The organism is Agrobacterium sp. CNPSo 2736 (assembly GCF_004005385.1).
In the GTDB taxonomy this organism is placed as follows: Bacteria; Pseudomonadota; Alphaproteobacteria; order Rhizobiales; family Rhizobiaceae; genus Agrobacterium; species Agrobacterium leguminum.
Genome location: NZ_RZTX01000017.1, coordinates 1 through 20,957, shown reverse-complemented (window position 1 = coordinate 20,957; position 20,957 = coordinate 1). Strand labels below are relative to the sequence as shown.

The window sequence follows — 20,957 nt, the reverse complement described above, 5'->3', positions numbered from 1 at the left end:
TAGCGAAACCGCGCGTCGTCCAGATCACTATTTAGATTTCGGGTCGAAACGATCTTAAATCTCAATCGTTATCCGGGCTAAAGAATTAAAGCGGGATTCCGGACGAAAACCGCTTACACTTTTCGCCATCCCGCTTCGGTGTTGCGGCGAAACAAAGCTATTCAAGGGCAAACACGGGCGTATGGCTGAAGTCAGGGGTGAAAAGGTCAAGTTCGGCAGACGCGATATCATTGCGCTGCACGATCTTCCTTCGGCGCAGGCCGAAGATCCCATCATCGTGCATTGCCCGGCGCCGCGCTCCATGGTGCGCGCCTTCATCAAGATTTTCGCAGCGCTTTTCGTGCTGGCCTTCCTGTCCATCGGCGGCATCATTCTTTCCGTCGAGACAGGATCGATCGACGCGACGCTTTCCAGCCAGGCGCAGCAGGCGCTGGAAAGGGCGCTCGGCCCCCATTACAGCGCGCGGATCGGTTCTTCGGCGATCAGGTTTTCCACCGGGCTGCGCCTTGCGCTGGTGGCGGAGGACGTGGATATCATCGAGAAGGAATCCGGCCAGCATATGAGCCGGGCGCGGGCAATCGGCATGGCGCTCGATCCGCTTGCGCTTCTGACCGGCCGTGTCTCGGTGGAGAGCCTCGAGGCCGACGGGATGGAGCTTGATACGGCGCTTTTGCCCAAGGGTAACGGGTTCGATCTCGCCAGCGTCAAGCTCGACGCCGTGCCGCAGCAGTTGCAGGAGGCCTTCGGGCAGCTGGACAAGCTCGCTCAGGCTTTTCTGAGCAGCGGAACCGAGGAAATCGATATTTCCAGCGTTTCGATTCACCTGCCGCCCGGAGAGTTGGGTAAGCCGCGCACCGTCGAAGTGCGCGAACTGTCGCTGACGCCCGATCAGCAGGGTGGATATTCGCTCGATGGAGAAACGCTGTTCAACGGTGAAATTGCCAGCGTGTCGCTGCAGACTTCGGGATCGGGCGGCCGGATAGACGGTTTTGAAGCCCGCATCGACGGTTTCGATATCGGCCCGTTTCTTGAGAAATACGATCCCGACGGAAATCTCCATGAAGGACTGAACGTCAAGACAGGTATCAATATTGTCGCTCGGCGCGCCATGGAAGGGCAGGAGCCACGGCTGGAGATTTCGCTCGGCCTCGGCAATGGAACGCTGATGATCGGCGGCGAGTCCCAGACCTTTACGGCTGGCACTGTCCATGCGCGTTATGACTTTGCCAAAAGCACCCTTGCCATCGACAATTCGCGGCTGGAGCTGGGGCGGACAATTCTTCCGGTCGCCGGTGAAATCAGCGATACGGAAGACGGTTTCGGCCTTTCGCTGCGGATCGACAACGCCGTTGCTTCGTCCGAAGCTTCGGGCGAGGCCCCGGTTCCTTTCAGCCTGAAGGCGGACGGGCATTTTACGGCGGCGACGAAGCAGCTCGACGTCCCCTCGCTTTATGTGACAGGCCCGCTCGGAGACATGGCGGGATCGCTGAAAATCCGGTTCGGCCAGGGGTCGCCGGAAATCAGTTTCGGCGGGCAGATTCCGAAGATGGAGGCCACGGCGGTCAAGCAGCTCTGGCCGTTCTGGATGGCGCACAAGCCGCGCGACTGGGTGGTGTCCAATCTCTACGGCGGCACCGTCACCAATGGCTCAATCGCGATCTTCATTCCGCAGGGACGGATGTGCGGCCCCGGCTGCCCGCTGGTGCTCGGCGAAAGCGAAATGCAGATCCGTTTCGACATCGACGATACGCGTCTCAATACTACCGGCGACATTCCGCCGTTGCGCGATGTCGACGCGCATTTCGACCTCGTCGGCGGCAAGATGGCCGTCGATATCAAGCGGGGGACATCCTATTTCCCGTCGAACCGGTCGCTCGCGCTGGAAAACAGCCGTTTTCTCATTTCCGCTGTTTACGACAAGCCGCTGCTCGGCAATCTCGAGCTGAACGTTTCGGGCTCGGCCGATGCCGTGGCCGAGCTTGCGGCGCTCAAACCCATCAATGCGCTCAAGGATACGCAGTTCAAGCCCGAGGATTTCACCGGCGATGTCAAAGCTCATGCAAATCTGACCGTTGGCCTGCTTTCCAGCCATAACCCGCCTCCGCCGGTGTGGACGGCCGATCTCGATCTGAAGAACCTTTCGCTGACCAAGCCCTTTGCGGGCCACAAGGTGACTGCACTCGACGGTTTCATGACGCTGGATGACCGCCAGCTCAAACTGGAGGGCAGGGGCCGCGTAGACGATGTGCCGATGGACATCGTGATGACGGAGCCGGTGCGCAAGAACAGCGATATAGCACCGACGCTGTCGCTGAAGGCGAGCCTGAACGAAACCCAGGTTGCCAAGCTCGCTCCGGAACTCTCCACGGTCCTCGGCGGCACGACGGCGATTGAAATCGACGGCGCCGACCCGAAACGCCAGGATATCCGGCTCGATCTGACCAAGGCGTCGATCATTCTGCCCGGGCTCGGCTGGAGCAAGGGTATCGGCATTCCCGCCAGCGCCACCTTCACCATGGAAATGGGAGACGGGCGCACGACGATCAGCGACTTCTCGCTCGACGGCGACGGCTTCGGCGCAGCCGGCGATATCGCTTTCAGCAAGAACGGGCTTATTTCAGCCGATCTCAGCCGCGTGCAGCTTTCGCCCTCCGATAATTACGCCGTTTCGGTCGCCGCTTCGAAAAACGGCTATATCATCAACGCATCGGGGAAATCCGCCGATGTCAGGCCTTTCCTCTCGAAGCTTCGCAGCTCTTCCGGCAGCGGCGACGGGACGTCGCGTTCGCAGCCATCCCTTGCCATCAAGACGCAATTCGACAAGGTCTACGGGTTCAACGACGAAATTCTTGCCAATGTCAGTTCCGACGTCAGCGTGCGGGACGGCAAGGTCCGCTCCATCGATTTCCGTGGCGTCACCGGCAACGGCCAGGCGGTGGTGGCGCAGACCGTCAATCGCGGGGCGACCGGAACCGTGACGCTGACCAGCAGCGACGCGGGGTCGCTTGCCCGCTTCGCCAATATCTACAGCCGCATTCGCGGCGGCCTTCTCAACCTTGCGCTGACGACCTCCAATGGCAGCGACTGGAGCGGTTCGCTCGACCTGCGCAATTTTGCCGTCGTCAACGAAGCCAAGCTGCAGGACATCGTCGCCACGCCGACGGGCGAAGACGGCAGGAGCCTCAACAATGCGGTGCGTCGCAATATCGATGTCAGCTCGGAAAAATTCCAGCGCGGTTTTGCCCGGGTCGTTTACGTCAACGGTTCGGTTGCGGTGGAAAACGGCGTCGTGCGCGGCGAGCAGATCGGCGCGACCTTCCAGGGGCTGCTGAAGGACCAGAGCGGCCGTATGGACATGACCGGCACCTTCATGCCCGCCTATGGCCTGAACCGGCTGTTCGGCGAGCTGCCCTTCATCGGCATCTTCCTCGGCAATGGCCGCGACCGGGGCTTGCTCGGCATCACCTTCAAGCTCTCCGGCCAGACGGACCAGCCGAAGCTGACGATCAATCCGCTGTCGCTGATCGCGCCGGGCGTCTTCCGGCAGATTTTCGAATTTCAGTGAATGGAGCGTCGCAAAGCTTGGCGCAAGCGGCTGTTTGGCGAGAACGGGTGCACCCGCACTCCGTCACCCCGGACCTGATCCGGGATCCAGTGCGATCAAGTCCTTGATCGCGCGAGAGCCCTTTTCCGGCGCAGACGCGCCGTGGCTGGATGCCGGATCCAGTCCGGCATGACGGAAGTGGGGGGGTATCGGCGCATCGAAGACCGCTTTCGCAGTCCTCGACACGATGTTTTTGTAAGTCTTACGCCGGGCGAACCAGAACGTGCTTCTTCTTGCCGACCGACAGCTTGATGACGCCGTCGCTGGTCACTTCACCGGAACCGACCGTCTGGCGCTCATCCGAAACGCCAATGTCATTGATCTTCACCGCACCGCCCTGAACGTGGCGGCGGGCCTCGCCGTTCGAGCCGGCGAGGCCGGCACGGACGATGAGCGACAGGACGCCGAGGCCGGCATCGAGTTCGGATGTCGGAACCTCGATGGAGGGCAGGTTTTCAGCGAGCGCACCTTCCTCGAAGGTCTTGCGCGCCGTCTCTGCCGCTTCTTCCGCCGCCGCACGGCCATGCAGGATGGCGGTCACTTCGGTCGCGAGGATCTTCTTCGCCTCGTTGATTTCCGATCCGCCAAGGGCGGCGATACGGGCGATCTCATCCATCGGCAGCGTGGTGAAGAGTTTCGCAAAGCGAACCACGTCCGCATCTTCCGTGTTGCGCCAGTATTGCCAGAAATCATAGACCGGCAGCAGGTCCTTGTTCAGCCACACGGCACCGGAAGCCGACTTGCCCATTTTCGCACCGGAGGAGGTGGTCAGAAGCGGCGAGGTCAGGGCGTAGAGCTGCGGTGTCCCCATGCGGTGACCGAGATCGATGCCGTTGATGATGTTGCCCCACTGGTCGGAACCGCCCATCTGCAGGCGGCAGCCGGTGCGCTGGTTCAGCTCCACGAAATCGTAGGCCTGCAGGATCATGTAGTTGAATTCGAGGAAGGACAGCGACTGTTCGCGGTCGAGGCGCGTCTTCACGCTGTCGAAGGACAGCATGCGGTTGACCGAGAAATGGCGGCCGACATCGCGCAGGAATTCGAGGTAGTTGAGGCCGCGCAGCCAGTCGGCATTGTTGATCATCAGCGCCGGATTGTTGGCGCGGTCATAATCGAGGTAGTTGGCGAAGACATGCTTGAGCGAGGTGATGTTGTCCTCGATCATGTCGATGGTCATCAGCTTGCGGGCTTCTTCCTTGAAGGAGGGATCGCCGACCATGCCGGTGCCGCCGCCCATCAGCGAGATCGGCTGGTGGCCGGTCTTCTGCATCCAGTGCAGCATCATGATCTGGGTAAGGTGGCCGACATGCAAACTCGAAGCCGTCGGGTCATAGCCGATATAGGCGGTCACGGTTTCCTTGGCGAACAGTTCGTCGAGACCTGCCTCATCGGAGATCTGGTGAATGAAGCCGCGCTCATCGAGCGTGCGGAGGAAATCGGACTTGAACCTGGACATAACCTTTTACTTTCTGGTTTGATCTTTGCTGTCATCGAGAACCAATGAACGTCGCGGCTTTATCATTGTTTTTTGAAATGTGCACCCGTTTCGGCCATGAATGTTGGGATTCACTCCATGATGATTCGTGATTGCAGGGGAGCGGCAGGTGGGCGAGGTCAAAACGGCAATCGGGCTGATGAGCGGCACATCGATGGACGGCATCGATATCGCCCTTTTGCGCACGGATGGTGAAAGCGTGGTGCGGCATGGGCCGAGCGGATATTTCCCCTATGATCCCGGCCTGCGCGCCATCTGGCAGAAGGCATTGGTTACGGCCAAAGCCATTCGTGAACGACGAGAACGTCCCGGCGACCTAGTGGAGGCCGAGTGCAAGCTGACGCTTGCCCATGCGGCGGCGGTCAAATCCTTCCTCCATCGTTACCGGCTCCAGCCAGGCGATATCGATGTGATCGGTTTTCACGGTCAGACGGTGCTGCACCGGCCGGATGAGGCGCTGACCGTGCAGATCGGCGATGGCGCGCTTCTGGCTGCTGAGACCGGCATCGATGTGGTTTACGACATGCGGGCCAACGATATGGTCCATGGCGGGCAGGGTGCGCCGCTGATCCCCGCCTATCACATGGCGCTTTCCGCAAATCTGCCCGATGGGTTCGAAACGCCGGCCGTCTTCGTCAATATCGGCGGTATCTCCAATCTGACCTATATCGGTGAGGCGGGGCGGCTTGCCGCTTTCGACAGCGGCCCCGGCAATATGCTGATCGACCAGTGGATCGAGGCGCATACGGGCAAGGCCTTCGACAAGGGCGGCAAGACGGCGGCGGGCGGCAGCGTCGTCGCGTCGCTGGTGGCGCGCTATATGGAAAGCCCGTTCTTCTCGGCCAACATTCGCCGTTCGCTGGACCGTGGCGATTTCCTGCCGCCGAAAAAAGGTGAAGTCTCGCTGGCGGATGGGGCACGGACGCTGGCGCATCTGACGGGGGCCGCGATCCTCAAATCGGCAAGTTACCTGCCGGAGGCGGCGAAGACCTATGTGGTCTGTGGCGGCGGGCGGCTCAATCCGGTCATCATGGCGGAATTTGCCGAGCTTGCCGCAAAGGTGGGCGCGCGGGTGATCGCTGCGGAAGAGGCGGGTTTCGATGGCGGGTCGATGGAGGCGGAGGCCTGGGCCTATCTGGCGGTGCGTTCGCTGAAGGGGCTGCCGCTGACCTATCCCGGTACGACGGGGGTGAAGGAGCCGGTGACGGGTGGGGTTTTGGTGAGGGTTTAATAGAAGACGGCGGATGTGGCTTACCCCCCTCTGTCCTGCCGGACATCTCCCCCTCAAGGGGGGAGATCAGCTAGGCGCCTGCTCTTCGCCTGAGCTGCGACGTTCAAGGTGGCCGATAGGTCGCCACGATTCGATCTCCCCCCTTGAGGGGGAGATGCCCGGCAGGGCAGAGGGGGGTGAACCATACCCGCCGGCGATCATTTTAGAAAAATCGAGCCGCCCGCCAAAAATGCGCAGCCAATCACCGAATGCGCTTGGCCGCCGGTTCCGGCACAAGCTCACCGTTCAGGCGACGGTCGAGATAGTCCTCGCATTCGCCCATCAGGTCGTCCACCTTGCCGTTGAAGAAGTGGTTGGCGCCGGGAACGGTGCGGTGGGTTATGAGGATGCCCTTCTGGGTCTTCAGCTTCTCCACCAGACCGTTGACGTCCTTCTCAGGCGCGACCTTGTCGCTATCGCCGTTGATGATGAGGCCCGACGACGGGCAGGGAGCGAGGAAGGAGAAGTCGTAGGTGTTGGGCTGCGGCGCAATCGACATGAAACCTTCGATTTCCGGGCGGCGCATCAGGAGCTGCATGCCGATCCAGGCGCCAAAGGAATAACCGGCGACCCAGCAGCTCTTCGAATCGGGATGCAGGCTCTGCACCCAGTCGAGTGCGGAAGCGGCGTCGGAAAGCTCGCCCGCGCCATGGTCGAATTCACCCTGGCTGCGGCCGATGGAGCGGAAATTAAACCGGAGCGTCGTGAAACCGCGCTTCTGGAAAAGATAGAACAGCTGATAGACGATCTGGTTGTTCATCGTGCCGCCAAACTGCGGGTGCGGATGAAGGATGATCGCTATCGGCGCGCTCTTTTCCTTGGAGGGTTGATAACGGCCTTCGAGGCGACCCGCAGGGCCGTTAAAGATGACTTCGGGCATTGGTACTCCGGTCGTGTTTTTTCATTCTCCAACCGCATTCTTCCGATGAGAAGACTTGACGAACTGTGTCATCTTTTCTAGAACGCAGTTTAGAATAATTCGAAACTTTGCGTGTGCTAAAGCACTCGGGTGGTGTCATAAGGCAAGCGCAACTGTAATTTCAAGAAAAATGCGTTTTGGCGCATTGAAGATTGGATGAAGCCTCATCGTCATGACGGTTTTGACGCGGACATATATGGACTGGAACGCCACGGCGCCGCTTTTGCCCGCCGTGCGCGATGTTCTCGTCTCCGCGCTCGATCTTGCCGGCAACCCGTCTTCCGTCCACCGGGAAGGGCGTGCCGCCCGCGCCGCCGTTGAGGGCGCCCGCCGCGAGGTTGCGGCACTTGTTAGCGGGCAGGCTGCCCATGTCACCTTCACCAGCGGCGCGACGGAAGCCGCCAATCTGGTGCTGACACCGGATTTCAAGATGGGGCGCGCTCCCGTGCGTTATGGCCATCTTTATGTTTCAGCCATCGAGCACCCCGCTTTCCGCGAAGGCGGCCGGTTCAGCAAGGCTGACGTTACGGAAATTCCCGTTACGTCAGCGGGCGTCATCGATCTTGCCGCACTTGAGGCGCTTCTGTCTTCGCACGATGCTTCCACCGGCCTGCCGATGGTCGCCTGCATGATGGTGAATAACGAAACCGGCATCCTCCAACCGGTGGCGGAAGCGGCGCGGCTGGTGCACGCGGCGGGCGGATTGATGGTGGTCGACGCCGTGCAGGCGGCAGGCCGGGCTCCGCTCGATATCAATGCGCTCGATGTGGATTTTCTGGTCATCTCGTCCCACAAGCTCGGTGGCCCCAAGGGGACTGGCGCGCTGGTCTCGCGCGGTGAGGTGATGATGCCGAAGCCGCTGATCCATGGCGGCGGGCAGGAAAAGGGGCATCGTTCCGGCACGGAAAATACCCTGTCGGTCATCGGTTTCGGTGCTGCTGCCGCTGTTGCTACCCGGAATCTCGAGATTGAAGCGGTGCGTCTTGCCGCTCTGCGGGCGCGGTTGGAAGACGGCATGCGGGTGAGTGCGCCGGATGTGATCATCCACGGCGAGGACGTTGCCCGCGTCGGCAATACCACGTTTTTCACCCTGCCGGGCCTGAAGGCGGAAACGGGGCAGATCGCTTTCGATATCGAAGGCATTGCGCTCTCTGCCGGCTCGGCCTGCTCATCCGGCAAGGTGGGGGAAAGCCATGTGCTGACGGCGATGGGGCGTGATCCCAAGCTCGGCGCGCTTCGGATTTCCCTTGGCCATGCGACGGACGAGGCGGACATTGAACGGACGCTTGCGGCGTTCACGAAAATTGCCGGGCGGCGCAGGCTGGCCGGTCAGGCCGCTTAAAATGCGGCAAAGAATTGCGGAATAGCAATTTTCCGCTTGCCGGGATGTGTGAAAAGCGCCATCCCGCACTTACATGGGTATAAGCTCCGCCCCGCTTAACGGCGCGGTGACATTGCCCGAAGATGGATAAGGCGGCTTTCCGCCTTGATACGTTGACAAGCCACCGGACCTTGGCTCCGGCGAGATTGGAGAACGACATGGCAGCGGTTCAGGAAACGATCGATCAGGTCCGCCAGATCGATGTGGACCAGTATAAATACGGCTTCGAAACCAATATCGAAGTCGACAAGGCCCCGAAGGGCCTTTCGGAAGAGGTGATCCGTTTCATCTCGGCCAAGAAGCAGGAGCCGGAATGGATGCTGGAATGGCGTCTTGAGGCTTACAAGCGCTGGCTGACGATGGAAGAGCCGACCTGGGCGCGCGTCAGCTACCCCAAGATCGACTTCAACGACCTTTATTATTACGCCGCGCCGAAGACCGCGCCCGGCCCGAAGTCGCTCGATGAAGTCGACCCGGAGCTTTTGAAGGTCTATGAGAAGCTCGGCATTCCGCTGAAGGAACAGGAAATCCTCGCCGGTGTCGAAAAGCGCCCGGTTGCCGTGGATGCCGTGTTCGACAGCGTCTCGGTCGTCACCACCTTCAAGGCGGAACTGGCCAAAGCCGGCGTCATCTTCATGTCGATTTCGGAAGCCGTGCGCGAGCATCCGGAACTGGTGAAGAAATATCTGGGCTCGGTCGTTCCGACGACGGACAATTTCTACGCGACGCTGAACTCGGCCGTCTTCACCGACGGTTCCTTCGTCTTCGTGCCGAAGGGCGTGCGGTGCCCGATGGAGCTTTCCACCTATTTCCGCATCAACGAGAAGAACACCGGCCAGTTTGAGCGCACGCTGATCATCGCCGAAGAGGGCGCCTACGTTTCCTATCTGGAAGGCTGCACGGCGCCGCAACGCGACGAGAACCAGCTTCACGCCGCCGTGGTTGAACTTGTGGCGCTTGATGACGCCGAAATCAAATATTCCACCGTCCAGAACTGGTATCCGGGCGACAAGGAAGGCAAGGGCGGCATCTACAACTTCGTGACCAAGCGCGGCGATTGCCGTGGCAACCGTTCGAAGATTTCGTGGACGCAGGTGGAAACCGGCTCGGCCATTACCTGGAAATACCCGTCCTGCATTCTGCGCGGCGATGACAGCCGTGGCGAATTCTATTCGATCGCGGTCTCCAACGGCCATCAGCAGATCGATAGCGGCACCAAGATGATCCATCTCGGCAAGAACACGTCGAGCCGCATCATCGCCAAGGGCATCGCCGCCGGCTTTTCGGAAAACGTCTATCGCGGTCAGGTTTCGGCCCACCGCAAGGCGACCAACACGCGTAACTTCACGCAGTGCGACTCGCTTTTGATCGGCGACAAGTGCGGCGCGCATACCGTGCCCTATATCGAGGCGAAGAACTCCTCCGCTCATTTCGAGCACGAGGCGACGACGTCGAAGATTTCCGAAGATCAGCTCTTCTACTGCCTGCAGCGCGGCATCCCGGAAGAAGCGGCCATCGCGCTGATCGTCAACGGCTTCGTCAAGGAAGTCATTCAGGAACTGCCGATGGAATTTGCCGTGGAAGCGCAGAAGCTGATCGGCATTTCGCTGGAAGGGTCCGTGGGATAAGTTTTCCTCGTCATCCTCGGGCTTGTCCCGAGGATCTGCTGCGGTGGCTGTTAGAATGAGTGGCTTCGTCTACATGATGTCTGACAAACCGCGCGGGGTAATTTACACCGGTGTCACGAGCGATTTATCGGGACGGGTATGGGAGCATCGAAACGCTGAACGGAAGGGTTACACAGAAAAATATCAGGCGAAAAATCTCGTCTGGTTTGAAACCCACCCAAACATCGTTTTGGCGATCCAGCGGGAGAAATCGTTGAAGCGCTATCTTCGTGAGTGGAAAATCAAGTTGATCGAAGAGCTGAACCCAACGTGGCTCGATCTTTTTGATCGTATCGACGAGATCGAAAACGCTTATGTGCCGCATCCGAGTACACCGGCCTTTGAGGACTATAATTGACGTGATTAGATCCTCGGGACAAGCCCGAGGATGACGGATGTGAAAGTTGAGACGGGCCCATAGGGTCTACGAGGCGGTCCTTGAAACCGCACCATGAACAGGAACAATACCATGCTTGAAATCATCGACCTGCACGCAAAGATCGCCGATACCGAAACCGAGATCATCAAGGGTCTCAACCTGAAGGTTGCCGCCGGTGAGGTTGCCGCCATCATGGGGCCGAACGGTTCCGGCAAGTCGACGCTGTCCTACATCCTGTCGGGCCGCGAAGATTATGAAGTGACCTCCGGTGACATTCTTTATAACGGCGAAAGCATTCTGGAACTGGATGCTGCCGAGCGTGCGGCCAAGGGCATCTTCCTTGCCTTCCAGTATCCGGTCGAAATTCCCGGTGTCGCCACCATGCAGTTCCTCAAGGTTGCGATGAACGAGCAGCGCAAGGCGCGCGGCGAGTCCGAGCTGACGACGCCGGACTTCATCCGCCGCGTCAAGGAAGCGGCCGGCGATCTGAAGATCGACATGGAGATGCTGAAGCGTCCGCTGAACGTCGGCTTCTCCGGCGGTGAGAAGAAGCGCGCTGAAATCCTGCAGATGGCGCTCTTGGAGCCGAAACTCTGCGTGCTCGACGAAACCGATAGCGGTCTCGACATCGACGCCCTGAAGATCGTGGCTGACGGCGTCAACGCGCTGAAGTCGCCGGATCGCGCTACTGTCGTCATCACCCACTATCAGCGCCTGCTTGATTACATCGTGCCTGACAGCGTTCACGTTCTCTACAAGGGCAAGATCATCCGCTCGGGTGACAAGGCGCTGGCGCTGGAACTGGAAAACAATGGTTACGCCGACATCATCGGTGAAGCGGCCTAAGCCAGAGGCCAGGAGGTGATGTCCATGAACATTCAAGCTACCAACCGGCTGACGCCAGCGGAAACCGCGCTGGTCGATGCCTATACCGCCAAGTTCAGCGAATTGCCCGGTGACGGCGCCGTTGTCGCTGCCCGCGACGTGCTGTTCGACGATCTGAAGACCGGTGGTCTTCCGACCCGTCGCATCGAGGCATGGCACTATACCGATCTGAAAAGCCTGCTGCGTGCCGTTCCGGAAGACCGGCCCGCGCCGGTTATCGAGAAGCAGGCGCCTACGGTTGCCGGCTCTTTGGTTGCCTATATGCAGCACGGCACGGCCGATATCGGCAGGATCGAAGACATCCGCGTGTCGCGCTTTGCCGAAAGCCTGGCTGACGGTTCCGCGGCCGCAGGCCTTGCGGAAGCCAGCAAGGATGACGCGATCGGCCGCATCAACGGCAGCTTCGTGCGCGATGGTCTGGTGCTCGATATCCCTGCCGATGCCGAGATCGAGAAGCCGATCGAATTGCAGGCGGTCCATGGCGCAGGCCAGGTTCACAGCCGCTTCCCGGTTCGTTTCGGCAAGGGTTCCAAGGCAACCGTCATCGAGCGTCACCTTTCGGTGACTTCGGATGCAGCCTTTGTTTCTTCGGTCAGCGATATCGTTGTCGAGGATGGCGCGGAAGTGACCTGGATCATCCTGCAGCAACAGGGCGCCGCCGATATCCATCTTGGCCAGCTGCGCATGAAAATCGGCGCGGATGCCAAGATTCGCCTGTTCATTGTCAATGCCGGCGGCAAGCTGGTGCGGCAGGAACTGCGCATCGACGTGGAAGGCGAGGGCACGGACCTCATCGTTCGCGGCGTCAACCTTTTGGGTGGCGAAACCCATACCGACGTGACGATGGTTCTTGGCCACAACGTGCCGAACACGACCTCGACGGAAGTGTTCCGCAACGTGGTGTTCGACCGTGCCAAGGGCATTTTCCAGGGCATGATCCGGGTGGCGCCCGATGCCCAGAAGACCGACGCGAAAATGGCCTGCAATACGCTGCTGATGTCTGACGATGGCGAGTTCTCGGCCAAGCCGGAATTGGAAATCTTCGCTGACGACGTTCAGTGCGGCCATGGTGCGACGGTTGCCGATATCAGCGACAACCATCTCTATTACCTGATGGCGCGCGGCGTGCCGCGGGCAAAGGCGCGGGCTATGCTCGTCAACGCCTTCGTCGCCGAGATCGTCGAGGAACTGGAAGAAGAAAATCTGGTAGAGGCGCTGGAGACGATCATCTCCGGCTGGCTGGAACATCATGCCTGAGAGCGAACGCGCCGCAGTGGCGGCCCCTTATGACATCGAAGCCGTGCGCCGGGATTTCCCGATCCTGTCGCGCGAAGTCTATGGCAAGCCGCTGGTCTATCTCGACAACGGCGCGTCCGCTCAAAAACCGCAGGTGGTGATCGACGCCGTTTCGCATGCTTATGCGAACGAATATGCCAATGTGCATCGCGGCCTGCATTTCCTCTCCAATGCCGCAACCGACGCCTATGAGGCGGCGCGCGAAAAGGTGCGCCGGTTCCTGAACGCCGGTTCGGTGGACGAGATCGTCTTCACCAAATCCTCCACCGAGGCGATCAATACGGTTGCCTATGGTTATGGCATGCCCAAGATCGGCGAGGGCGACGAGATCGTCATTTCGATCATGGAGCATCACTCCAACATCGTGCCGTGGCATTTCATCCGCGAGCGGCAGGGCGCCAAGCTGGTCTGGGTGCCTGTTGATGACGATGGCGCGTTCCACATCGAGGCTTTCGAAAAGAGCCTGACGGAGCGCACCAAGCTCGTTGCCATCACCCATATGTCGAATGCACTCGGTACCATCGTGCCGGTCAAGGAAATCTGCCGCATCGCCCATGAGCGCGGCATTCCGGTGTTGATCGATGGTTCGCAGGGCGCGGTTCACATGCCGGTCGATGTGCGCGATATCGATTGCGACTGGTATGTGATGACCGGCCACAAGCTTTACGGTCCCTCGGGCATCGGCGTGCTCTATGGCAAGGCGGATCGTCTGCGCGAGATGCGGCCGTTCCAGGGCGGCGGCGAGATGATCCTCGACGTTTCCGAAGACAATGTCACCTATAACGAGCCGCCGCACCGTTTCGAAGCCGGCACGCCGCCCATCGTGCAGGCCATCGGCCTCGGTTACGCGCTCGACTACATGGACAATCTCGGCCGTGCCGCGATTGCTGCTCACGAGGCCGATCTTGCCGCTTACGCTGCCGAGCGGTTGCGCGAGATCAATTCGCTGCGCATCATCGGCAATGCGCCTGACAAGGGCGGTATCTTCTCCTTCGAACTTGAGGGCATTCACGCCCATGATGTTTCGATGGTGATCGACCGGCGCGGCGTTGCGGTACGTGCGGGCACCCATTGCGCCATGCCGCTCTTGAAACGGTTTGGCGTCACCTCCACATGCCGGGCATCGTTCGGCCTTTACAATACCCGCGCCGAAGTAGACTCTCTTGTTGAGGCGCTGGAATATGCGCGCAAATTTTTCGCCTGATATCGGGATTTGAGAGATCAGGATTGAGGTTTAAGACCATGACTGCCGAAGCCACTGCAAAGACCCAGGATGCGACCGAAGCTCAGGAAAAGGTTTCGACCATTCCGCCGGATGAGCTGGCACGCCTCAGCGACGATGTGATCGCGGCGCTGAAGACCGTCTACGACCCGGAAATTCCGGCCGATATCTTCGAACTCGGTCTCGTCTACAAGATCGACATCGAGGATGACCGGATGGTGAAGATCGTCATGACGCTGACGGCGCCCGGTTGCCCGGTGGCAGGTGAAATGCCGGGCTGGGTGGAAAACGCGGTTGGTGCTGTCGAGGGTGTTTCCGGCGTCGAGGTATCGATGACCTTCGATCCGCCGTGGACACCGGACCGTATGTCCGAAGAAGCGCAGGTCGCCGTCGGCTGGTATTAAGTCTGACGCGATTTTGACAGGTGTCATCCCTTGATGACATCGTCCGGCGCACTTAAATTGAATTCCATAAGCATCGAGCCTTGAACTCGATTGTCGAAGGAGAATGGGCCCATGGGCTTTGCGATCATGACCATGACCGGGGCTGCCGCCTCGCGCGTTAAAGCAATCGTCGAGAATTCCGGACCGGACGCCAGGGGCGTGCGCGTCGGCATCAAGAAGGGCGGCTGCGCGGGCATGGAATATACCATCGACCTCGTGACCGAACCGGATGCGAAGGACGATCTGGTTGAATTCGAAGGGGCGAAGGTCTGGGTTCAGCCTTCCGCCGTGCTTTATCTGCTCGGTACGCAGATGGATTTCGAAGTAACCAAGATGCGCTCGGGTTTCACCTTTAATAATCCGAACCAGACATCCGCCTGTGGCTGCGGTGAATCGGTTGAGCTGAAGCCCGCCGATCTGGCGGCGCTGGCGAAGCAGCGTGAGGCAGAGGCCAACGTTTGATTGGCCGCACTGCATTTCCGATCAGCGGGATGATTGCTGTTTCAGCGTATCGATAAAATCCGCCAGCGGATGAATCGATGGTGTCGTTGTCAACAGCGGCTCGAGAGCTGCCGCGATCATTGCGCAATCCTCCTTGGCAAGCGGCCGAAGGCTCGAAGTGATCTTGTTGTAGTCGGGGGTTCCGCGTGACGCGAGGGAGCGATTGATCACAAACAGCTCCGTCTGTCCGTCAATCCGTTCGACGAAGAGGGCGAGCGAACCGCCGTCTGCGGCAGCGGCGCTGTCCGATACCGATTTGAACATCCAAACTCCATCCGGTAAACTTGAGGGCGAGCCTATCCGATTGACGCCCTGACGCAAGATCAGCAAGGATATCGGATATTCTACGAGGTTTGGCGGGAGGGAAGGAAGCGCCTGCCGCCCATGCTGGAAGGCGTTTCGGACCGCCGGCAGGATTGGATCGTGGGGAGTGAACCGGGATGGACATCAGTAGCGCCTCGATTGATATCTGGACGATAGGGCTGATCGTCGCCAGCGTCGTGGCTGGCCTGACGCTGATTGCCGGTATTGTTTGCCTTGCGTTTTACTGGGAGGAGGCAAAGGGATCTGCAGCGGCATCGAAGGGGGACACGTTGAATAGTCCCCCGCTCGAGCGGACCGAAGGTGGAGACTGGCCGACTGTGCATGGTGACGGGAGTGGGGGAGCGCATCATTGAACAGGCAGACGATTTGATGAGGTCGCAACCCGATAATATCGCGAATGCCAAAGCCGTGGTGCGAGAGGCATTCGCGGGTGTGACCCTGGGCGGGGGCGTCGGCCTCTCCGAGGCGCAGGCGCTTGACGATTATGCGAGCAATGAGGTCCGCGCCGCACGTCGTGCTGGCGATGAGAAGAATGATTGGACGGCGATCCCGCTGAAGGACCTTAACAGACATTCCGGCAGCCCCGCCTTCCTTGATGCTGAAGGAATGCGCTTTCATCTGCCCGCCTATATGATTGCCGATCTCGATGGCGACTACAGGCACGAATTCGCACCCTATTTGTGCGGACGCCAGGAGACGTTTTCCTTACTGACCCCTTTGCAGCGGAATGCCGTGGAAGCGTATCTCCGCGCCATTAGTGAGAAGGAGAACCTGCCGTCCTATCAGGACGATATAGAGCGCGCACTTGAAGAGTGGGTGGATAGTGCACGCTCCCCGGTGAGCGACTAAACGCGGATCGGGTCAATCCCCGGGAAGAGGTTGTTACACAAAGCCGGTTGCGGTTTGAACGCCGGCTTTCATTCATGCCGCAACGCTTCTATCGGGCTCAGGCTCGCCGCCCGTCGTGCCGGGAAATAGCCGAAAATCACCCCGATGGCCGCCGAAAAGGCGAAGGCGAGGAAGATGATCGACGGGCTGGTGACGAAGGGCACGTTGAGATAACCGACGACGGCATAGGCAAGGCCGAGGCCCGTCAAGATGCCGACAAGGCCGCCGAAGGCCGACAGCATGACGGCTTCCACCAGAAACTGCGTCAGCACCTGTTTTTCCAGTGCGCCGATGGCAAGGCGGATGCCGATCTCGCGGGTGCGTTCCGTTACCGAAACCAGCATGATATTCATGATGCCGATGCCGCCGACCAGAAGGCTGACGGCGGCGACGGCACCCAGAAGACCGGTGAGCAACGTCGTCGTGCCGGTCATGGCCGAGGCGATCTGCGTCATGTCGTTGACGGTGAAATCATCCTCGCGGCCGATGCCGATGCGGCGGCGCTCGCGCAGCAGGTTCTGCAGGTCGCTCTGCACCTTGGCAGTCGAAACGCCATCCTGCGCCGAGACCATGATCGAGGAAATGGTGGTGGTGCCGCCGATGCGCCGCTGGTGGATTTTCAGCGGCATGATGATCGTGTCGTCCTGATCGTCACCGAGGCCGGACTGGCCTTTCCTGCCCAGCACACCGATGACGGGGCAGGAGATATTGCTGACGCGGATCGTCTGCCCCACCGGGTTTTCCGCGCCGAACAGTTCCTGCCGCACCGTTTCGCCGATGATGCAGCCGATCTGGCCGCCGCGATCTTCGGCGGGCTGGAAATCGCGGCCGAGCGCAATGGTCCAGTCCTGCGCGATCAGATAGTCGTTGGTGGTGCCGATGACGCTTGTCTGGTGGTTCTTGCCGCCGAAAATGACCGTGGCCGCGGAACTGCGGTTCTGCGGTGCGACGGCGCGGATGCCCGATATCTGGTTGCGGATGGCCTCGACATCGCGGTCATCGAAGCGCTTGGCTTCGGTGCTCGCCCTTCCGGGGCCGAACTGGCCGGGGCGAACGAACAGCATGTTGGTGCCGAGCCGCGACAGTTCCGATTTCACCTGTTCGGTCGTGCCGTTGCCGATGGTGACCATGGCGATGACGGCGGCGACGCCGATGACGACGCCGAGCACGGTGAGGAAGGAGCGCAGGAGGTTGCGGCTGATGGCGCGCAGCGCAAGACGCGACGTTTCAAAGAACATCGGCGGTCTCCTTTTCGTCCGTCGCACTGTCGGAGGCGAGGTGGCCATCGACGAAACGCAGGAGACGCCCGGCATGGGCGGCGATATCTTCTTCATGGGTGACCATGACCACCGTGATGCCCCTGTCGCGGTTGAGTGCGGTGATCAGTTCCATGATTTCGATGCTGGTCTTCGTATCGAGATTGCCGGTCGGCTCATCGGCCAGAAGCAAAGCGGGGCGGGTGACGATGGCGCGGGCAATGGCCACGCGCTGCTGCTGGCCGCCGGAAAGCTCCTGCGTGGTGTGGTCCTCGCGGCCTTTCAGGCCCACCTGCGCCAGCGCTTCCATGGCGCGCGCGCGCCGCTCCGAGGCCTTCATGCCGCGATAGATCAGCGGCAGCTCGACATTCTCCACCGCCGAGGTGCGGGAGAGAAGGTTGAAGCCCTGAAACACGAAGCCCAGCATGTGCCGGCGCAGCAGCGTCAGATGTTCGTTGTCGAAGCCGCTGGTCGGCACGCCCTGAAACAGATATTCGCCTGATGTCGGCACATCCAGACAGCCGATGATATTCATCGAGGTGGATTTGCCGGAGCCCGACGGCCCCATGATGGCGACGAATTCCTTCTCATGAATGGAGAGGCTGACGCCATCGAGCGCACGGATGGTCGCTTCGCCACGGCCATATTGCTTGACGACATCGCGGAATTCGATGAGCGGCGGCTGTTGCATTGGCTTGTCCTCCGTCAGCCGGCGTTGCGGGCCGTGGCGTCGGTAATCACCTGATCGTCGGCTTTCAGCTCGCCCGATTTTACCACGGTATGCTGGCCGTCGGTGGAGCCGGTTTCGATGGCGACGGAGACTGGTGTGTTGTTGCGCAGCACCCAGACCGTTCTTTTGCCGGCCGCAGCCGCCTGACCGGCATCGCGGTTCTGCGAGCGGCCCATGCGCGGCGGGCGAAACAGGCTCATCAACCCGCCGCCACGCGAGGCGGATTCGCGCGGCGGCGTATAACGAAGCGCGGAATTCGGCACCAGCAGCGTATCCTTGATTTCTTCGACGATGATATTGGCGGTCGCCGTCATGCCGGGGCGCAGCAGCAGCTCTTCATTGTCGACGGTCAATATGCCCTTGTAGGTGACCACATTCGACACGGTTTCGGAAGCGAAACGCACGGTCTCGATCTCGGCCGGGAAACTGCGGTCGGGATAGGCATCGACGTTAAAATTGGCCTTCTGACCGGTCTCGACCTTGCCGACATCGGCCTCATCCACCGAGACCTGCAATTCCATGTGGCGCAGATCGCCGGCGATGGTGAAGAGAACGGGAGCATTGAGCGAGGAGGCGACGGTGGCGCCGGGATCGACGCTGCGGGTGAGGATGACGCCATCGATGGGCGAGACGATCTTGGCCTTGCCGAGATTGACCTCGGCGAGCCTCAGATCCGCTTCCGCCGAAAGCACGGTCGCCTCGTTGACTTCGAGCGTTGCGGCAGCCGCATCATGGGTGAACTGCGCGGCGTCCAGATCCTGCTGGCTGGAGACCCGGTTCTGCACCAGCGATTTCAGGCGCTCCATGGAGGTTTTGGCCGCGCCAAGATCGGCGCGCGCCTTCAGCACATTGGCCTTGGCGGAAGCAAGCTTGGCGCGGGCGCTCTGTACATCGGCCTCCAGCTTGTTGGTATCCAGTTCCGCCAATACGTCCCCGGCCTTGACCGGGCTGTTATAGGTGACGTTGACCTTGCGCACGGTGCCGGACAGTTCGCTCGATATATCGACCTGATCCGTCGGCTGAACCGAGCCGGTGGAGGTGACGATGACCGAGAGATCGCCCTGACGCGCGGCTTCGGTGGTGTAGCTATAAGCGACGCCTGCCGCACGTGACTGGTAATAATAGCCAAGGCCTCCGCCAATCAGCACAATGGCTGCTGCGGCATAGAGATACCGACGCGACTTTTTCTTGCGGCCGTTTCTGTTCGTTCCCAGAATCTCGCGCAGATCGGGCTGGCTGTTTTGTGTATCGCTGCCACTCGTATTGGCGTCATTCATTCTCGTCACCCGCAAAGTTCAAAATACCACAGAGGGTTGTCGCCGCTCTCCGGTTTGTCCGTCCATCTGTCGCCGTTGTATTCCTCTGATTGTGGGAAGTGACATAGCTTGCCCCAAGGGTGAAGTGAAAACTTGGTAATATTTATGATAGTTCTGGTCTGATAGAGATAAATCCGGGAAGATCGATGCCATAAACGCGGCTGAGCTTTCAGCAGCGATAGTCAGGACGAAGATAGAATGAACGACAATGTGGTGAAGTTCCGCAAACCGGTGCCGCCGAAGAAGCCACGCGAACCGCTGGGGCCGAAAGCCAGGAAGGCTTTGACGATTGCGGCTGTCATCGCGTTTTTCGTGGCGGTGTGGGGGTATTTCACGTTGATGGGGCAGGGGTAGGGCGAAAGCTTCCGCCCAAGCTGGCGTTCCTGAAAGCCATTATTCCAATGACTGCGATTGGCGGGTTACTGTCCGACCCACTACTATATTCATCGCCTGGATAAGGTTGTCACGACCTCGACGCTTGCTGTGGATAATACCTGTTTGCCCAGTTAGACTATTGTGCAGCAAGCCAAAACTCTCGGCCATTAAACCAAAGGGAACCCTCCCGGATGAACGACAGAATTCAAAGCGCCATCCCCCACCTGGTTCCTGAAGTAGTTGATAAGTTGGAAGCTCTCATCATTGAGGTTGTCACAAGCATCGACGAGGGACGAGATTGCACAGAGCAGCTTGCGGCGATTAACGCGTTTTCTGGCAATCAGCATTATGACAGAGAAACGTTTTTTAAGCTCTATAGTTGGACGAGTGAACGAGATTTCGCCGAGTTGATCTCGATGGGGCCGCCTCCTGAAATTCCCGACTTAACTGTGGACGAAATTGCTGCGTGCTTGGATATTGTGAAAATCGCAGATGAACCATGCGCGAGCTTTTGCCGTCGCATTTTGGAGCAAAACTTCCCTGCCGTTGCCATCATAGACATCGTTTACGATTCAGACGATGAACAAGATAATTATACGCTTGCTAAAAAAATACTCGACCAAGCGGCCAAGCCCGACATCATGCGGCTGTAATTGTCGAACGCAGTTGTCAACGCCACAAATAGTCATTGATTGAAAAGGCGGGAGCAGTGGCGACCCCTGCAGGACAGACATTCCTTTTATTATCAAGGCGGTACCTTTATAAGACCACAAAACAATACCACATTTATCCGAGACGCGCTGAGACGTACGGAGACGTGAATGCCTCTTTCTGATCTGAAATGCCGCAACGCAAAGCCTGCCCCGAAGGATTACAAACTGACTGACGCCGGTCGTCTTTACCTCTTGGTTCGTCCCAACGGTTCAAAACTCTGGCGATTGAACTACCAGTTTTCGGGCAAGCAAAAAACTCTGTCGATCGGAGCTTACCCGGCCGTGTCGTTGGC

The 20,957-nt window shown here is 59.6% G+C and carries 21 protein-coding genes; 15 read left to right on the top strand and 6 right to left on the bottom strand.

The features are described 5' to 3' along the window. Positions 1 to 181 precede the first annotated feature (181 nt). On the top strand, positions 182 to 3,565 hold the full coding sequence (locus tag EM858_RS22120; RefSeq protein WP_080816762.1) for a DUF3971 domain-containing protein: 3,384 nt from the start codon (positions 182 to 184) through the stop codon (positions 3,563 to 3,565). A 241-nt stretch (positions 3,566 to 3,806) separates the two neighbouring features. On the opposite strand, the gene tyrS is transcribed toward EM858_RS22120, so the two are convergent. After that, positions 3,807 to 5,060 (bottom strand): tyrosine--tRNA ligase, encoded by a 1,254-nt coding sequence (tyrS, locus tag EM858_RS22115; protein WP_127757980.1) that lies wholly within the window; start codon positions 5,058 to 5,060, stop codon positions 3,807 to 3,809. A 148-nt stretch (positions 5,061 to 5,208) separates the two neighbouring features. Here tyrS and EM858_RS22110 point away from each other — a divergent pair, with 148 nt between their 5' ends. Continuing rightward, positions 5,209 to 6,330 (top strand): anhydro-N-acetylmuramic acid kinase, encoded by a 1,122-nt coding sequence (locus EM858_RS22110; protein WP_127757979.1) that lies wholly within the window; start codon positions 5,209 to 5,211, stop codon positions 6,328 to 6,330. 241 nt (positions 6,331 to 6,571) lie between these two features. On the opposite strand, the gene EM858_RS22100 is transcribed toward EM858_RS22110, so the two are convergent. After that, complete coding sequence (locus tag EM858_RS22100) at positions 6,572 to 7,249, bottom strand: alpha/beta hydrolase (RefSeq protein ID WP_035263309.1); 678 nt, start codon at positions 7,247 to 7,249, stop codon at positions 6,572 to 6,574. 211 nt (positions 7,250 to 7,460) lie between these two features. Between EM858_RS22100 and EM858_RS22095 the strand changes: the two genes are divergently transcribed. From EM858_RS22095 to sufA, 8 genes are all read left to right on the top strand, one after another. Beyond that, complete coding sequence (locus EM858_RS22095; RefSeq protein WP_127757978.1) at positions 7,461 to 8,630, top strand: cysteine desulfurase family protein; 1,170 nt, start codon at positions 7,461 to 7,463, stop codon at positions 8,628 to 8,630. Positions 8,631 to 8,827: 197 nt separating this feature from the next. After that, positions 8,828 to 10,297: a Fe-S cluster assembly protein SufB gene (gene sufB / locus EM858_RS22090; RefSeq protein ID WP_003522660.1), complete on the top strand. Its 1,470-nt coding sequence runs from the start codon at positions 8,828 to 8,830 to the stop codon at positions 10,295 to 10,297. Between the two features lie 55 nt (positions 10,298 to 10,352). Then, a complete protein-coding gene (locus tag EM858_RS22085) occupies positions 10,353 to 10,694 on the top strand; it encodes a GIY-YIG nuclease family protein (protein ID WP_127757977.1) in 342 nt (113 codons plus the stop codon). 111 nt (positions 10,695 to 10,805) lie between these two features. After that, positions 10,806 to 11,561, top strand: coding sequence for a Fe-S cluster assembly ATPase SufC (gene sufC, locus EM858_RS22080; RefSeq protein WP_003522658.1), 756 nt, complete (start codon positions 10,806 to 10,808; stop codon positions 11,559 to 11,561). A 24-nt stretch (positions 11,562 to 11,585) separates the two neighbouring features. Then, complete coding sequence (sufD, locus tag EM858_RS22075) at positions 11,586 to 12,857, top strand: Fe-S cluster assembly protein SufD (protein ID WP_127757976.1); 1,272 nt, start codon at positions 11,586 to 11,588, stop codon at positions 12,855 to 12,857. Continuing rightward, entirely contained in the window at positions 12,850 to 14,100 is a 1,251-nt protein-coding gene (locus EM858_RS22070) for a cysteine desulfurase (protein ID WP_110756966.1), read from the top strand. The genes sufD and EM858_RS22070 overlap by 8 nt, the downstream gene beginning before the upstream one ends. A gap of 38 nt (positions 14,101 to 14,138) precedes the next feature. Beyond that, on the top strand, positions 14,139 to 14,522 hold the full coding sequence (locus tag EM858_RS22065) for an SUF system Fe-S cluster assembly protein (protein WP_110756968.1): 384 nt from the start codon (positions 14,139 to 14,141) through the stop codon (positions 14,520 to 14,522). Between the two features lie 111 nt (positions 14,523 to 14,633). Next, positions 14,634 to 15,023 carry a Fe-S cluster assembly scaffold SufA gene (gene sufA, locus EM858_RS22060; protein ID WP_003495415.1) on the top strand — a complete coding sequence of 130 codons (390 nt, stop codon included), beginning with the start codon at positions 14,634 to 14,636 and terminating at the stop codon, positions 15,021 to 15,023. Between the two features lie 21 nt (positions 15,024 to 15,044). Here the strand turns inward: sufA and EM858_RS22055 are convergent, their stop codons facing one another. Then, on the bottom strand, positions 15,045 to 15,326 hold the full coding sequence (locus EM858_RS22055; protein WP_065655185.1) for a hypothetical protein: 282 nt from the start codon (positions 15,324 to 15,326) through the stop codon (positions 15,045 to 15,047). Positions 15,327 to 15,502: 176 nt separating this feature from the next. Between EM858_RS22055 and EM858_RS22050 the strand changes: the two genes are divergently transcribed. Together EM858_RS22050 and EM858_RS22045 are read left to right on the top strand one after the other, a co-directional pair. Then, positions 15,503 to 15,739, top strand: coding sequence for a hypothetical protein (locus EM858_RS22050; RefSeq protein ID WP_127757975.1), 237 nt, complete (start codon positions 15,503 to 15,505; stop codon positions 15,737 to 15,739). After that, positions 15,708 to 16,235: a DUF6714 family protein gene (locus tag EM858_RS22045; RefSeq protein ID WP_127757974.1), complete on the top strand. Its 528-nt coding sequence runs from the start codon at positions 15,708 to 15,710 to the stop codon at positions 16,233 to 16,235. The genes EM858_RS22050 and EM858_RS22045 overlap by 32 nt, the downstream gene beginning before the upstream one ends. A gap of 68 nt (positions 16,236 to 16,303) precedes the next feature. Here EM858_RS22045 and EM858_RS22040 read toward each other — a convergent pair whose 3' ends face one another. The 3 genes from EM858_RS22040 to EM858_RS22030 are packed head-to-tail and all read right to left on the bottom strand — an operon-like array spanning position 16,304 to position 19,537. Then, positions 16,304 to 17,512 carry an ABC transporter permease gene (locus EM858_RS22040; protein WP_065655182.1) on the bottom strand — a complete coding sequence of 403 codons (1,209 nt, stop codon included), beginning with the start codon at positions 17,510 to 17,512 and terminating at the stop codon, positions 16,304 to 16,306. Next, complete coding sequence (locus EM858_RS22035; protein ID WP_080816776.1) at positions 17,502 to 18,221, bottom strand: ABC transporter ATP-binding protein; 720 nt, start codon at positions 18,219 to 18,221, stop codon at positions 17,502 to 17,504. The genes EM858_RS22040 and EM858_RS22035 overlap by 11 nt, the downstream gene beginning before the upstream one ends. 14 nt (positions 18,222 to 18,235) lie before the next feature. After that, positions 18,236 to 19,537 (bottom strand): efflux RND transporter periplasmic adaptor subunit, encoded by a 1,302-nt coding sequence (locus EM858_RS22030; protein ID WP_127757973.1) that lies wholly within the window; start codon positions 19,535 to 19,537, stop codon positions 18,236 to 18,238. A gap of 237 nt (positions 19,538 to 19,774) precedes the next feature. Between EM858_RS22030 and EM858_RS22025 the strand changes: the two genes are divergently transcribed. The 3 genes from EM858_RS22025 to EM858_RS22015 form a co-directional block, all read left to right on the top strand. Next, entirely contained in the window at positions 19,775 to 19,930 is a 156-nt protein-coding gene (locus tag EM858_RS22025) for a hypothetical protein (protein ID WP_080629607.1), read from the top strand. Positions 19,931 to 20,142: 212 nt separating this feature from the next. Next, entirely contained in the window at positions 20,143 to 20,604 is a 462-nt protein-coding gene (locus EM858_RS22020) for a hypothetical protein (RefSeq protein ID WP_127757972.1), read from the top strand. Positions 20,605 to 20,772: 168 nt separating this feature from the next. Then, positions 20,773 to 20,957 (top strand): Arm DNA-binding domain-containing protein (locus EM858_RS22015; protein ID WP_164865526.1); only part of this gene is annotated, 185 nt, incomplete at its 3' end.